Below are 14,200 nucleotides of genomic sequence, written 5' to 3'. Positions count from 1 at the left end.
TTATGTATTATGCATTAAAAAATGATGTTAATGGGTTGCAGAAATATGATTTTAATAAATGTATTTTAAAATTTAGGGGGAGAGACGAAATTGTATTTGAGAAAAATAAATTAGAAAAAATTAATAATAGAGAAAATTTAAAGAAAATTTTTGATAAATCAAGAAATAGTGAAAAAATAAGTACTAACATTCGTTTAATAGAAAATATCGGTCAATTATTTTTTAAAAAAATTGGTTATTCAGCATTCGAAAAATTTCTATTTGAGTATTTTAACTTTATTGCAATATTGGATAATAGAAATTTTAGAACTAGTATTGGTAATATTATTGAGGCAGAAAAATATTTATATAAATTATTATCAGAAAGTGGTTTTGACTATGAATCTTATGAAATCGATAGGTATATAGAGAGGTTGTCTAGATTTACTTACAATGATTTAGTAGGGTTATATTATTATTTAAGTACTGAGAGATTTTTATATCAATTAGAAGGTAGATATTCTATTGGTTCACGTAATGAAACATTTTCAATATTAAAGGGTATCTTAAAATTTATACTTTTAGATAATATTAAAGATAATGAACAAGATAAAAAAGTACTATCATTCTTAACAGATAAATTAATTTTTCTTCCTACTTACCGGAGAATCGAACATGATTCAATTGATTTATTTTCTGAAGAAATTAGCTTAAAAGAAGGTGCTATTCTAAGTTTTGGGGTAAGTGATGTTAGTTCTCTTTTTAATAAAATTACTGACAAGCTAAATAATTATGCAACAAAATCTTTTAATAAAATAAATAGTAGTGCATTAAACGAGTTTATTTCTGGAGATCATAATTTTGATTACTCTATTGATAAATGGACAGATAAGGATGAGGAATATTTTGCTAAGGTTCTACAGAGAGTAGGTAAAGAGATCGATGAAAATAATAAATTAAAATTAAAATTTATCTTTATCAATAAGCATACTGAAGATAAATTTTTATTAAAGTTAATAAAAAGAATGTGTGAAATTTATGATAATCAGTCATATATTGAAAGTGAGATTATTAAATATATAAATGTGTGCAATAAATATTTATTTAATAAAAGGTTTACATATGATAAAGAAAATCTAATATTTAAAATTGAAAAAATTAGGAAGGATGAAACATATAAAAATATAAAATTATCTTCCTTATCTTCAGGTGAAAAACAAATTATTTCATTATTCGCTAAACTGTATCTTTCACACTTACCAAATGTTAATTTAGAAGATGAATCAAGTGAAATAAAAAAACAAGTTAATATAAAAGGAGCTGGTTATTGGATTCTTTTTGATGAACCAGAGTTATCCTTATCTGTTGATTGGCAGGAAATATTACTACCAGATATGATGGCTTCAAATAGATGTGAATTTATTTTTGCGACAACTCATTCACCTTTTATTTTTAACAATAAATTTAAGTATTCTACTACATATATACATGAATGTGTTGAGGAGACTGATAGTGAGTGAAATATCAGTAGTAGCACAAGATTTATTAAATCGTGCTAATAATCTACCTACAAAATATTTTCAAGAATTCACAAGAGTAGTCGCTTCAGAGGAATACGATTTTATAGTTTGTATTGAAGGAAATGATCAACCTTATTATGTCGTGCCATGTAGTAGTTTTCTAGAAAGTAATAACATTTATTATTTAAGATGTAATGGTAAGAAAAATGTTACTGATTTAATAGATATTTTAGAGAATTCAGATCAAGAGTCTTATAGAAAATCTAAATGTTTTGGTTTGGTAGATAAGGATTATGGTATAGGTTTTAATAATGTATATCCCCATAGAATTTATGAGACACCATGTTATTCCTATGAGAATTTTTATTTATCATTAAGTTGTTTTAGAAAAATATTAGAAGCTCATTTTAATGTAAAAAAATTTAATGATTTTTATCAAGATTATGAGGTAGTTTTAAGTAATTATACTGCTAGGTTAAAGGATTATATAGATATAATTAAAGAGGTGGATAAAAGATATAGAGCTACTAGAATATCTGCTAAAGTTCTTAATGAGGAATTGCCTAAATATTATTCAGCAGATGTAAATCTTAATTCAATAAAGATAGAGTTAGATAAAATTAGTTTTGTTTCTGGAAAAAATATAGATTCATGTTTTAATAAAGATATTTCTTTATCTTATAGTATAGATTCATATAATGCTGCAATTAAAGAATATAATCATAATGATCTTGGGAAGTATATAAAGGACATTAGAGGTAAGTTTTTAATTAACTTTTTGTGTTCTTATATAAGAAAATTGATTGATGATATAAATAATATACAAAATCCAATTTGCTTTAAGCAGAGAAATTTGCTGAAAAAAACTAAATCACTTGAAAAGCAATATTTCTATAAAGTTCAACTAAGCTTTGACAATAGCTCAATTGTATCATCTATTTCTCAGTATGCTGATCAGCCTGATTGTTTAAAGGAGTTTTTACAAAAATTTAAAAGTCAAAGTCTCACAATGGCTGCATAAATTTAAAAAAATATTTAGGTTGTGAAATATGATAAGTTCTGTACATAAGGGCTTATCATCTAAAATGTTCTATTTATATAGACTTCTTTTTTTAATTTATTATTACCTAAAACTTAGACTATGAGTTATTTTAATTACAATATATTTTAGCATTAATAAGTAGACATAAGTTTATGCCTAAACAATCCCGATTTCTCTGTATTGGTGGTTTTCTCAACGGAACGCAAGTCAAAGACCAAGGTTACAGCTTTATCTGCGTCGAAAAAGGCAAAAATGTCACCTATACTAAAAAGGAAATATTCCATCCTGATTCATGGGATCATGACTACTACGTTTGTGAAACGACCACAGACAAACAGGCACGAAACTGGGTCTATGATATTGAGTCAAAATAATATTTAATTCGATAAAGAAAGACATGGGTTGGCGTTATCGTCAGCCCATTTTTATATACGTTTTAAAATATTCAGACAATAAAAAGCCCCATGGTTAGGGGCTAGTCGTATATAGGTCAAGCCCATATACTGTAAGAGGCTCATCTCAAACTAAGCGTATTAGAACACAGCAGCCTGCAAATAACCATCTAAATCTGATTTAAACAGCCAATTGTTGCTCAATCACCGGCCATAAATTCTGATGCGATTTTTTAAACATCAGCATATGACCAATGGCCTTATAGGCATAACTTTTAGGTTTAAGTTCAATTATTTGGGTTTTTGCGTTTGGATATAAACGTAGTAAATCTTTCACATTGGCTTCGGTGGCAATCTCATCATCAGATGACCAGATTGCAGTCACAGGGCAGGTGATTTGAGCATGATAATCATGGGATGGTGCAATATTTTTACCAATCGCGTTGATTACATAACCCGGTTTACTACAGAACTGCGCCCATTCGCGAGCCACATCTTTAGGCAGGTTTTCACCCATACCAATCACTTGAGTCGGGCCATAGCCTTTAGTGAAGCGTGCCAGTGGGAAAATGACATTAAACATCACTGGCGCAAGTAACTTGGTTTTGCCTTTGAGTCCTTTCACATGTCCGGTAGAGCCAGAGACAGCCACCACTTTTGCGACTTTATGATGATTTGGTACGATCCCTAAAAGCTGACCACCGGCACTATGTCCAAGTAGTATCACTTTTTCTGCATTAGTACGCGTTGATAAAGCATCTATTGCGGCCGGTATATCCAGTTGACCCCATTGCACAATACTGGCTTTTGAATTTTTCAACGGGCCATGTAGTGAATCACCAATCCCCCGGAAATCAAAGACCATAACCGCATAGCCTTGCGCTTGTAACCACACACAAAACTGATGATAAAACTGTTTAGTAATGCCAGTTGCCGGACAGACTAATACTGGAAGTTTGTAAGTTTCAGAAATAGCTGCATAAAAACGTGCACTTAAGCGATAGCCGTCCTGACATTGCAGAGTCAATGTTTCAAATTCAGACATACGATACACTATGATTTTTATAATCCCATGAAGCTTTTACTGTATAGATTTTTAGCAGGGTAGCTTGGGGAAAACATGACTTAAAAGTCAGTAAAATAATAGACATGGAATAAACTTATGCAGCTAATAGAACTTGAGCTGGCCGTTAAAACTGCCATTATTTTTAGTGGGATATTCTTGTGGATCGGGATGTTTACCGGCGTCTGGAAATACTGGCAGATCCGTCAATCGCCTCAGTCACGTGCACATTATTATGTCGATATTGCTCATCGCAGCAGCCTGCTTTATGCACCTGCAACTTTAATTCTGGCAGTGCTGGCCTATTGTTCAGTGTTGCCGAGTATGGTGAATCTGATTTGCGTACTGATCAATATTCTGTTTTTCAGCTTCTCGATTGCCGCTTATATGCTGCATGGTTTTCTGCAAGACACGACAAATCAGTTTAAACAGCCGCATCAGTTGGGTAAGTTTCATTTGCCAGGAAGTTTAATGACTTTCGCCATGCTGGGTTTAATTGTCGCAGAATTGGGCGGAACGGGGATCTTGCTCTATGGGGCATTTGCGGGATTATTTTAATCTTCTTTTTATAGTTATTCTGAAATGATGTCGGAATGATTGAAAATTAAAACACTTTTTTCACCAGATGGATGACTGGCCATATCATCCATCTGGGCTAATTTAAAATTTGATTATCGGTATTTCTGGTCTATGGCAGCCCATAGGAAAAACGCAGCTGAGACAATCAGTGCATAGCCGAAGTATTCAAGTTTTAAATTACCTTGAATTAAGCAATGGACGGTTAAAGTCAGCATGAGTGCAAAAGTGGTGCATATAAATGTCACCAGATTGGTGTTGTTGGCTTTAAGAGCGTCAATGAAGACTTGCTTGTTGAAATGTAATGATAACATCTCCATCCCTCCCATTTATTTATGTTATTGAAGATTAAAGCAGATTTAATCAGTCAGAATTGAATATATAGTTGTACTGTTTAATTTGGACCTTTGCAACTGCTGTGGCAGGCTTTTACAATCAAAATGGTCATCTTTAGTCGTATAACTACATAATTACTTGATTAGGCAAGAATTATATTTTCAGATTTCACCTCCAACTAATTTTGGAAATAAGATGTAGTCATCATTTGATCAATGCGACCAGATAGAAAATGCAAATTCTACGCCAAAGATATGTAGTGTTAATCAATACTTTGTAAGCTTGCGTATGACTCGGAGGGGGACTTGGTTTAAGTTGGCAACAATAGGTATCTAAAATCAGGAAATTAAAGTTTTGTTTATATTTATATAAAAAATAAAATAATTAAAGTGCAATTCTATACATCATATTTTATAGAAAATCTTAGTATCAAGATTTACAGCGGTGATTTGATGTCATTATTAAGAAACAATAAATGTCCGTTTGGGTAAAACCTGACAATTATTGATCACGCTCAAACCGGATTTTGGGTAAAAATACGATTTTTCAGACATCCTAGAAGTTTTAGTTTCTAATACGGTCAATCACAGCTGTAATCAGCAATACAATCATGGACGGGATAAACCAGGCCAGATTCTGATCTGATAGAGGTAAATTTTGCAGTAATGCAGGCAATTCAAAACCAGCGACTTTTAATCCATCAAAAATACCAAAGATCAAGGCCACCAGGGTCACTGGCGCAATCACATGAGATGGTTTCTTGAAGAAGTTTGCACAGAAGCTCAGCATAATGACGCTAATGGCAGGCGGATAAATCGCACTTAAGACTGGAACCGAAACAGCGATCAGTTTGGTTAAACCCAGATTTGAAATCACCAGTGAGAAGCCCACCAGAATAAATACAAAGATCTTGTACGGAATTTTGGTCAAGCTGGAAAAATACTCAGCGCAGGCACAGGTCAGACCAATTGCAGTGACCATACAGGCAATAAAAATCATGCCGGACAGGAAGTAAGCACCCATATCGCCAAAAGCATGTTGTACATATGCATGCAGGATAATGGCACCATTGGCTGCATTTGGTGCAATCTCATGGCTACCTAGTCCAAGTTTAAACAGACTTAAATACACCAGAGTTAAACCAATACCAGAAATAATGCCGGCATTCACTGCATATTTGGTAATCAGTTTTTTATCGGTTACACCACGTGAAGTAATGGCTTTGACAATCACAATACCGAAAACTAAAGCGCCCAAAGTATCCATGGTTAAATAACCATTTACGAAGCCTTCAGTCACTGGACTGGTAACGTAATTATCGATCGCTGCAGGCGGATTGCTGGCAGGAATCATCACGGCTGCTACACCCAAAATGATCAAAGAAATAATTTTAAGTGGCGACAGGAAATAGCCGACAGTATCCAGAATCTTATTGGGATATAAGGACACGATGGTCACCACAGCAAAATAGATGATGCTGTAAATGAGCAGACTGCCAGATTCATTGCCAAAGTAAGATGAAAAACCGATTTCATAAGAAACGGTTGCGGTACGTGGCGTCGCAAATAAAGGGCCAACAGCTAAGTAACAGATTACAGTCAGCAAAATACTGGCTGCTTTGCCCAGAGGCGAGCTTAGTGCCTGAATGGAGCCTTCAACGCGAGACAACGCAATAATGGTAATCACGGGTAAGCCGACTGCTGTAATAAGGAAACCTAAAGCAGCGAGCCATACGTGTTCACCGGCTTGTTGAGCCACAATCGGTGGGAAGATAATGTTGCCCGCACCAATAAACAGTGCAAAGGTCATAAAACCTAGGGCGACAATATCCCGGGTACGCAGACTTGTCATAAAGGGAGATCAATAGAACAAAAGAAAGCGATTTTAGTGTATATGTCCAATTTTTTGGAGTTTATTTTAAGGCTGGAAGCCTTGATTCTAGTGAGTTTGCGAATCATATAACCAGTCATTCAAATCTTGGTAGAAATATATGTTTGATAAATCGCTGAAAAATATATTTTTCCTTACAAGCTCAAAAAATATCTGCACTTGATATCAAAATATGTCAGTTATTGTTTGTACAAATAAACAGCAGTGAAAATTCCTATTTCAAGGAAAATTGCTGTGCCGAAACTCAACAACTGCGACATATTTCGCAAAAAAGGGATTATAATTCAGGGATTCATAGTGAGGATAGGTATATGCGCGCTCCAGCGATTAGTCTTAAAACTGAGCAAGATGTTGAAAAATTGCGGATATCTGGGCGTTTGGCTGCAGAGGTTTTAGCGATGATCGGGGAGCATGTCAAGCCAGGTGTCACGACTGAATATCTGGATGATCTCTGTCATGATTTTATTGTAAATACATTAAAGGTGACGCCAGCCAATATTGGCTATTATGGCTATACTAAAACCACCTGTATTTCACCGAATGAAGTGGTTTGTCACGGCATTCCATCATCAAAAGTCGTTCTTCAGGATGGCGATATTATCAATATTGATGTTGCCATTATTAAAGACGGTTATTTCGGTGATACCAGCCGGATGTACTATGTCGGAACTCCATCTCCAGAAGCCAAGCGACTGGTCAATACCACCTATGAAGCCATGGTGGCCGGGATTCATGCGGTGAAGCCGGGCGCGACTCTAGGTGATATCGGCTATGCGATTCAAACGGTCGCACAGCGTGAAGGCTATTCCATCGTGCGCGAATATTGCGGTCACGGCATCGGTAAGGTCTATCACGAGCAGCCAAACATTCTGCATTACGGTCAGCCAGGTCAGGGCATTGAACTGGTTCCAGGCATGGTGTTTACCATTGAGCCGATGGTGAATATGGGAAAAGCCCGCGTCAAAGAGCTGAAAGATGGCTGGACTGTAGTCACCACGGATAAATCCTGGTCGGCGCAATGGGAACATATGGTCTATGTCACCGAAACCGGGTTTGAAGTCTTGTCGCCTTGGCCTGAAGGCACAGGCCAGTATCTGGAAATTTAAAATATTGATTGAATGATCTTTATTAAGATAATCCACTTACATAAATTACAACTCACTGGTGCTTACTGACGAAAACATACAAAACACTACATTAAACAGTGGTTTAGGATTTTATATCTGATTAAACTAAGAGTCAGATACATAGGTTCCCTTTTTTTCGCTTACTATGCTGTAGTGAAAGTTTCTCTAGCTCATTTTTCCCCAAGAATGAGCTATTTTTTTGTCCAGTTTTTCTCAAAAGCATATCACTTAGCGCTGATTTAATTCAGCGACCAGATAGTCAATAAAGACCCGTACTGCAGGTAATAAGCCGCGACGTGAAGGATAAACCACATGGAAAATACCATGCGGTGCTTTCCAGTCAGGAAGCACCCGAACCAGTTCACCACTTGCCACGTACTGCTCGACCACGTTATCTGGCAACAAAGTGACGCCTGAGCCTGACGCGGCCAGTTGTGCCAGCATATTTAGGTCAGAACCCATGACGGTTGGACTGACACGGATTTTTTTCTGTTCCTGCTGTTCATTTTGTAAGGTCAGAAACTGTTCGGTATGGTCTTCGGCCATACTCAGGATTTTATGCTCAGCCAGTTGCTCAGGGTTTTTCAGTTCACCAAATTCGTTTAAATAACCCTGACTGGCGAATAAGTGCTGCTCAATTTTTTCAAACTGGCGAATCACCAGATTCGGATCATCATCCAGGCTGGAACGGACACGTAAGGCCAGATCAAAGCCTTCATTGATAATATCGACCCGGCGATTGGTGATCATCATCTGGACTTTAATTTCAGGATATTTCTTTAAAAAATCTGGCAGAATTTTTGCCAGTTCATTCTGGGCAATAGACACTGGCAAACTGACTTTAATGGTTCCGCGCGGTTCGGTACTCAGATGATCCACCAGATCATGCGCTGCCTGTGCAGCACTCAGCATGACTTGGGCATGCCGGTAAATATTCATGCCGATATCGGTCACAGCAAAATGACGCGAACTGCGCTGAATCAGACGTACACCCAGACGCTCTTCCAGATTAAACACCCGGCGGCTAAGTTTGGATTTGGGAATATCAGTTGCACGTTCGGCTGCACTAAAGCCGCCATGTTCCACCACCTGAGCGAAACAATAAAAGTCATCCAGATCAGACAGCATGGTTTAATTCCATTCTTGCAACGATAAGCTGATTAAAAATTGATTGTTGCATACTGTCAATCAGAGAATGTAGTGCATAAAGATTTTAATTCGCGGATTTCAGTAAACCTAGCAGTGTTTGCATGCCATCGGTCGCGTTTTGAGTAATCTTGTGAAAATGTGAAGGCAAATACTGCTGTTCGGCTTTCGGGTCGATGTAATAGGCCTGACAGTACGCAGGAATATCATGAATTAACCCGGCGACCGGATAAACCTGTAGGCTGGTGCCAATCACCACAAAAATATCGGCATCCTGTACACAGTCTTGGGCTTCTTCATACGCGGGCACGGCTTCGCCAAACCAGACCACATGCGGACGTAACGGATAGCCTGCCTTACAAAAGTGTTGATTTAAATCTAATTCAGCACCTTCAATTGGATAAAACTCGGTCGTGCTTTGTGCATCGGGGCCTGAGCTTTTGGCTAGACGAATATTGCCATGTAAATGGATCACCTTGGAGCTGCCGGCACGTTCATGCAAGTCATCAATATTTTGAGTGATTACATGCACATCAAAGTTAGCTTCAAGATTGGCGATCAGCTGATGGGCTGCATTTGGCTGTGCTTCCAGAATGTTTTTACGGCGGGCATTATAAAAGCGTTGTATCAGTTGTGGGTTTTTGGCCCAGGCTTCGGGTGTGGCGACTTCTTCTATACGATGCTGTTCCCAAAGTCCATCACTGTCACGAAAAGTATTAATGCCACTTTCGGCGCTCATGCCTGCACCGGAAAAGACCACCAGCTTTTTCATTATTCTGTCTCCTGAATCTTTAGGTAGCTGAACCGCTAGATTGCGAATTTTCTTTCAAGAAGATGCCAAGTTCTCGGGAAAATTTTAGCGGTTCAGTCAGTAAAGGCGTATGGCCAGACTTGCTGAAAATTATCTGTTTGGCATGAGGCAGGCTTTCTGCAATCAGGCGCTGACCTTCAAAAGGATACAACTTGGATTGTACACCGCTAAAGAAGGTCACCGGACAGCTAAGCTGAGCTAGAGCCTCGCGGTAATCTTCACGATGATATAAATAATTATTGATATACCACGCCATATAATCCACCCGGCTGGAAGGTAATAACAGGCTTTGCAGGCGAGGTTGATTTAGGATAAATGCGAAAGCTTTCAGACTATATTTTTGTTCATTTTGTAGCTGAATAAACTTTAGCCATAGGGCAGCGATTTGTTTACGTACCGAAATGTCGAGATCGCGGATCAATTCAACTTGCTGGTATTGTGCAAGTAGGGCAGAGAGCTGCTGCAGGATGTCGATAAATTCCTGATGACGTGGACCAAAAAGTCCAAAAGCCCAAGCATCATCGACCGGAATTTTAGGTGTTTGATCGATATGTAAATAAGCAGAAATCTGACTGGAAAAGTTGCCATAATGTATGCCGTGCATTGCTGTGGTTGCGCCCATAGAGTAAGCAAGCACAATGAATTTATCTAAATTGAGCTGTTGAATTACCGACTGAATATCCAACCAGTGACTGGAAATCGCATCCCTATCTGGCGGAATTTTACAGCGACTGGAAGCCCCAAAGCCGCGCCATTCTGGAATAATGAAACGGAAATTTTTCTGATGCGGATAGAGAAAAGCTTTCCATTGCCAGCTCAGCATGCCAAGTCCAGAGAGTACCAGTACCGGCTGTCCCCGACCGTATTCGCGTACAAACAGCTGTTCACCATCGGGCATGCGATAAAAGGGCATGTGTGTCTCCGTATTTATAATTGTTGTGCGTCAAATTGTTGCAGTCGCGGAATAACCTGTTCCAGCCAGGAAATCCAACCCAGTTCCTGATCAATCCCCAGTTGCAGAATCATTTTATGAATATATAAGGTACGGTCAGTTTTGTCCGCTTGAGCAAAGTCTTTGGCAAAAATCTGCTGATAGGTTTTCAGTTTTTCTTTATGCAGTTCCAGATGGCGTTCCAGTTCTGCCAAGGTGTTATTGCCACCAAGTTGGGCTTCGGCACGCAGACGTACCATTAGTTCTTCGCGCAGTTGTGCCGGTGGGCTTTGTTGTAGCATCCAGTTGGCCAGTTCTTCCCGGCCCAGACGTTTTACCTGATAAGTTTTTTTGCGGCTATTCGAGTCTTCCTCTTCTATCGTCGAAATCCAGCCTTTTTGCAGCATGGCATTCAGCTCGCGATAAATCTGCTGATGAGTGGCATTCCAGAAGAAGCCCATGGATCGGTCAAAACGGCGGGCCAGTTCGATTCCGGTGCTGGGCTTTTCAATCAGGCTGGTCAATAAAACATGCGCTAAAGACATAAGCGTCTCAAAAAAGTGACTCAGGATTATTATGCAACATGTTGCATAAAAATCAATTCTGGCATATAAATTAGTGCAACAAGTTGCATTAAACTGGAAAGTTTGAGGGATCAAACTGCCAGTTGCTAAAACAATAGCCAGCCTAAACGCACGCTCAGGAGTTGAAATGTCTAAATATCCGCATTTACTTGCCCCATTGAACTTGGGTTTTACCACGCTTAAAAACCGCGTGTTAATGGGTTCCATGCACGTTGGTCTTGAAGAGGCACCCGGCGGATATGATCGGATGGCAGCTTTCTATGCAGAGCGTGCCAAAGGTGGAGTCGCTTTAATCGTCACCGGCGGGATTTCACCAAATGATCATGGGGTGACGTTTCATGGTGGTTCCAAACTTGACACTCTTGAAGAAGCTGAAAAGCATAAGGTAATTACCCAGGCCGTACATGAGGCGGGCGGGAAAATTGCCATGCAGATTCTGCATACCGGACGTTATTCTTATCAGGCTGAAAATGTCGCGCCATCTCCAATTCAGGCACCGATTAATCCAGTCAAACCGCATGCTTTGACTTCGGCTGAAGTGCAGCAAACCATTGATGATTTTGCCAATTGTGCCAAGCTGGCTCAATATGCCGGTTATGACGGTGTAGAAATCATGGGTTCGGAAGGCTATCTGATTAACGAGTTTATTGCAGCACGTACCAACCATCGTGATGATGAGTGGGGCGGAAGCTATGCAAACCGCATCCGTTTCCCGATTGAAATCGTACGCCGTACCCGTGAAATGGTCGGTGAGAACTTTATCATTATTTATCGCTTGTCTATGCTGGATCTGGTCGAAGGCGGTTCAACTCTGGAAGAAGTTATCCAGTTGGCCAAAGAAATTGAAAAAGCTGGTGCGACCATTATCAATACTGGCATTGGCTGGCATGAAGCGCGTATTCCGACGATTGCCACCAAAGTGCCACGTGCAGCCTTCACTTGGGTCACGCGTAAGCTGAAAGGTCAGGTGAAGATTCCTTTAATCACTTCAAACCGTATTAATACTCCGGAAATGGCTGAATATGTATTGGCATCTGGTGATGCTGATATGATTTCTATGGCTCGCCCAATGCTGGCTGATTCGGAGTTTGTTCTGAAAGCGGAGCAGGGTCGTAGCGATGAGATCAATACCTGTATTGGTTGTAATCAGGCCTGTCTGGATCATATTTTCTCAATGAAAATTGCCACCTGTCTGGTCAATCCACGTGCCTGTTATGAAACAGAGCTCATTTTTAAAGAAACCAATGTGGCAAAAAATATTGCCGTGATTGGTGCAGGTCCTGCAGGTTTAAGTTTTGCTGTATATGCGGCAAATCGCGGTCATCAGGTGACGGTATTTGAAGCCGCTGCTCAGATTGGTGGGCAGTTTAATATTGCCAAGACCATTCCAGGCAAGGAAGAGTTTTATGAAACCTTGCGTTATTTCAAACGCCAGATTGAATTACAGCCACGTATTAAATTGCAGCTGAACCATAAGGCGAGTCTGGAAGAACTGGCTCAGTCAAACTTTGATGACATTGTGGTGGCAACAGGCGTGACACCGCGTCAGCTTGAGATTCCGGGCATTGCTCATGCAAAAGTACTGTCTTATCTGGATGTTCTGAAAGAGCGTAAGCCAGTGGGTCAGCGAGTTGCCATTATTGGTGCAGGCGGTATTGGTTTTGATACAGCCGAATTCCTGAGTCATGAAGGAGAAAGTGGCAGTATCAATCCGGAAAAATTCTATGATGAATGGGGTATTGATACTGACTATGAAAATGTCGGTGGCTTAAAAGCTGCAAATGTAGAAAAACCGCAACGTGAAATTTATTTATTGCAACGTAAAGCCGCTTCAGTCGGCGCAAGTTTGGGTAAAACCACAGGCTGGATTCATCGTACTGGTTTAAAACACCGTGATGTAAAAATGATTGCGGGCGCCAATTATGAAAAAATTGATGATCAGGGCTTACATATAATCGTAAATGACAAACCTGCGGTACTAGAAGTCGATCACGTGATCATTTGCGCTGGTCAGGAATCTTATACCGCCATGTTTGATGAGCTAAAAGCGGCGGGTAAAAATGTGCATCTGATTGGTGGGGCGAAAGAAGCAGGTGAGCTGGATGCCAAACGTGCCATCCGTCAGGGTGCTGAATTGGCGGCGGTGATTTAATTTAAAAAGCCAAACTTTATTAACCTCTCCCTGACCCTTTCCTAAAAGGAGAGGGATAAATCGGTATAAAAAGTGTTATCTTCCTCTCCCTGAACGAGTTTAAAGTACTGCTTTAAACGAAGTGCAAGAGAGGGCTGGGGTGAGGGAGATTAATTTTTTAATAACAAAAAAGGAATTCAAAATGACCATCGAAAATACCAAAAAATCCATTGCACGCTGGCATGAGATGCTAGAAAGCCGTGATATGTCGATCTTGAATGAGCTGCTTGCTGAAGAAGTGGTATTTCGTTCGCCTGTGGCTTTTCAGCCTTATCCTGGAAAACAGTTGGTATTTTTTATTTTGACCAATGTCATTCAAGTCTTTGAAAACTTCACTTATCACCGTGAATTTATAAGTGAAGATGGTAACAATGTCGTACTTGAGTTTTCTGCCAATGTGGGCGATAAAAAACTAAAGGGAGTTGACATGATTCAGTTTAATGAAGAGGGTCAGATGATTGATTTTGAAGTCATGATTCGACCTAAGTCCGGACTTGAGGCCTTGGCTGTACAGATGGGCCAGCGGATGCAATCATTCCAAGCTAAAACTTAATTCGAACTATTGATTCAAGTCGGCATGAAATTTGTAAATCACAGCTAGTACAACTAGAG

General features: G+C 39.2%; 13 protein-coding genes and 1 pseudogene. 7 read left to right on the top strand and 7 right to left on the bottom strand.

All coding sequences use genetic code 11. The features are described 5' to 3' along the window. The 3 genes and pseudogenes from Q9R21_RS13040 to Q9R21_RS13030 form a co-directional block, all read left to right on the top strand. Positions 1-1,499 (top strand): annotated as a pseudogene (locus Q9R21_RS13040) (hypothetical protein); the annotation flags it as partial. After that, on the top strand, positions 1,492-2,520 hold the full coding sequence (locus Q9R21_RS13035; protein ID WP_311204647.1) for a DUF4435 domain-containing protein: 1,029 nt from the start codon (positions 1,492-1,494) through the stop codon (positions 2,518-2,520). The pseudogene Q9R21_RS13040 and the gene Q9R21_RS13035, both read left to right, overlap by 8 nt. Before the next feature lie 173 nt (positions 2,521-2,693). Continuing rightward, the gene (locus tag Q9R21_RS13030) at positions 2,694-2,915 is read left to right on the top strand and encodes a hypothetical protein (protein ID WP_213687369.1); all 222 of its coding nucleotides are present in this window, start codon (positions 2,694-2,696) and stop codon (positions 2,913-2,915) included. A 199-nt stretch (positions 2,916-3,114) separates the two neighbouring features. On the opposite strand, the gene Q9R21_RS13025 is transcribed toward Q9R21_RS13030, so the two are convergent. Beyond that, entirely contained in the window at positions 3,115-3,978 is an 864-nt protein-coding gene (locus Q9R21_RS13025; RefSeq protein WP_311204646.1) for an alpha/beta fold hydrolase, read from the bottom strand. 117 nt (positions 3,979-4,095) lie between these two features. On the opposite strand from Q9R21_RS13025, the gene Q9R21_RS13020 reads away from it, so the two are divergent. After that, the gene (locus tag Q9R21_RS13020) at positions 4,096-4,554 is read left to right on the top strand and encodes a hypothetical protein (RefSeq protein ID WP_311204645.1); all 459 of its coding nucleotides are present in this window, start codon (positions 4,096-4,098) and stop codon (positions 4,552-4,554) included. Positions 4,555-4,667: 113 nt separating this feature from the next. Here the strand turns inward: Q9R21_RS13020 and Q9R21_RS13015 are convergent, their stop codons facing one another. Together Q9R21_RS13015 and brnQ are read right to left on the bottom strand one after the other, a co-directional pair. Beyond that, on the bottom strand, positions 4,668-4,886 hold the full coding sequence (locus Q9R21_RS13015) for a hypothetical protein (protein ID WP_004645284.1): 219 nt from the start codon (positions 4,884-4,886) through the stop codon (positions 4,668-4,670). A gap of 586 nt (positions 4,887-5,472) precedes the next feature. Beyond that, the gene (brnQ, locus tag Q9R21_RS13010; protein WP_148334894.1) at positions 5,473-6,759 is read right to left on the bottom strand and encodes a branched-chain amino acid transport system II carrier protein; all 1,287 of its coding nucleotides are present in this window, start codon (positions 6,757-6,759) and stop codon (positions 5,473-5,475) included. Positions 6,760-7,109: 350 nt separating this feature from the next. Between brnQ and map the strand changes: the two genes are divergently transcribed. Continuing rightward, positions 7,110-7,904 carry a type I methionyl aminopeptidase gene (gene map, locus Q9R21_RS13005; RefSeq protein WP_311204644.1) on the top strand — a complete coding sequence of 265 codons (795 nt, stop codon included), beginning with the start codon at positions 7,110-7,112 and terminating at the stop codon, positions 7,902-7,904. A 249-nt stretch (positions 7,905-8,153) separates the two neighbouring features. Here map and Q9R21_RS13000 read toward each other — a convergent pair whose 3' ends face one another. From Q9R21_RS13000 to Q9R21_RS12985, 4 genes are all read right to left on the bottom strand, one after another. Further along, positions 8,154-9,053 (bottom strand): LysR substrate-binding domain-containing protein, encoded by a 900-nt coding sequence (locus tag Q9R21_RS13000; RefSeq protein ID WP_005103429.1) that lies wholly within the window; start codon positions 9,051-9,053, stop codon positions 8,154-8,156. A gap of 85 nt (positions 9,054-9,138) precedes the next feature. Beyond that, entirely contained in the window at positions 9,139-9,843 is a 705-nt protein-coding gene (locus Q9R21_RS12995; RefSeq protein ID WP_311204643.1) for a Sir2 family NAD-dependent protein deacetylase, read from the bottom strand. 19 nt (positions 9,844-9,862) lie between these two features. Continuing rightward, positions 9,863-10,795 (bottom strand): alpha/beta fold hydrolase, encoded by a 933-nt coding sequence (locus tag Q9R21_RS12990; protein ID WP_180037338.1) that lies wholly within the window; start codon positions 10,793-10,795, stop codon positions 9,863-9,865. Between the two features lie 14 nt (positions 10,796-10,809). Then, positions 10,810-11,358, bottom strand: coding sequence for a PadR family transcriptional regulator (locus Q9R21_RS12985; protein ID WP_148334890.1), 549 nt, complete (start codon positions 11,356-11,358; stop codon positions 10,810-10,812). A 166-nt stretch (positions 11,359-11,524) separates the two neighbouring features. Between Q9R21_RS12985 and Q9R21_RS12980 the strand changes: the two genes are divergently transcribed. Together Q9R21_RS12980 and Q9R21_RS12975 are read left to right on the top strand one after the other, a co-directional pair. Next, the gene (locus tag Q9R21_RS12980) at positions 11,525-13,549 is read left to right on the top strand and encodes an NADPH-dependent 2,4-dienoyl-CoA reductase (RefSeq protein ID WP_311204642.1); all 2,025 of its coding nucleotides are present in this window, start codon (positions 11,525-11,527) and stop codon (positions 13,547-13,549) included. Between the two features lie 181 nt (positions 13,550-13,730). Continuing rightward, entirely contained in the window at positions 13,731-14,141 is a 411-nt protein-coding gene (locus Q9R21_RS12975; protein WP_005100041.1) for a nuclear transport factor 2 family protein, read from the top strand. Positions 14,142-14,200: the final 59 nt, after the last annotated feature.

This window comes from Acinetobacter sp. RG5 (assembly GCF_031844265.1).
GTDB lineage: Bacteria > Pseudomonadota > Gammaproteobacteria > Pseudomonadales > Moraxellaceae > Acinetobacter.
This window is presented reverse-complemented; position numbering and strand designations above follow the sequence as displayed.

What these genes read in the sequence shown, in the direction of transcription:
- Q9R21_RS13030 (WP_213687369.1), top strand. Translation starts at nt 2,694, where the DNA reads ATGCCTAAACAATCCCGATTTCTCTGTATTGGTGGTTTTCTCAACGGA.
- Q9R21_RS13025 (WP_311204646.1), bottom strand. Translation starts at nt 3,978, where the DNA reads ATGTCTGAATTTGAAACATTGACTCTGCAATGTCAGGACGGCTATCGC.
- Q9R21_RS13020 (WP_311204645.1), top strand. Translation starts at nt 4,096, where the DNA reads ATGCAGCTAATAGAACTTGAGCTGGCCGTTAAAACTGCCATTATTTTT.
- Q9R21_RS13015 (WP_004645284.1), bottom strand. Translation starts at nt 4,886, where the DNA reads ATGTTATCATTACATTTCAACAAGCAAGTCTTCATTGACGCTCTTAAA.
- brnQ (WP_148334894.1), bottom strand. Translation starts at nt 6,759, where the DNA reads ATGACAAGTCTGCGTACCCGGGATATTGTCGCCCTAGGTTTTATGACC.
- map (WP_311204644.1), top strand. Translation starts at nt 7,110, where the DNA reads ATGCGCGCTCCAGCGATTAGTCTTAAAACTGAGCAAGATGTTGAAAAA.
- Q9R21_RS13000 (WP_005103429.1), bottom strand. Translation starts at nt 9,053, where the DNA reads ATGCTGTCTGATCTGGATGACTTTTATTGTTTCGCTCAGGTGGTGGAA.
- Q9R21_RS12995 (WP_311204643.1), bottom strand. Translation starts at nt 9,843, where the DNA reads ATGAAAAAGCTGGTGGTCTTTTCCGGTGCAGGCATGAGCGCCGAAAGT.
- Q9R21_RS12990 (WP_180037338.1), bottom strand. Translation starts at nt 10,795, where the DNA reads ATGCCCTTTTATCGCATGCCCGATGGTGAACAGCTGTTTGTACGCGAA.
- Q9R21_RS12985 (WP_148334890.1), bottom strand. Translation starts at nt 11,358, where the DNA reads ATGTCTTTAGCGCATGTTTTATTGACCAGCCTGATTGAAAAGCCCAGC.
- Q9R21_RS12980 (WP_311204642.1), top strand. Translation starts at nt 11,525, where the DNA reads ATGTCTAAATATCCGCATTTACTTGCCCCATTGAACTTGGGTTTTACC.
- Q9R21_RS12975 (WP_005100041.1), top strand. Translation starts at nt 13,731, where the DNA reads ATGACCATCGAAAATACCAAAAAATCCATTGCACGCTGGCATGAGATG.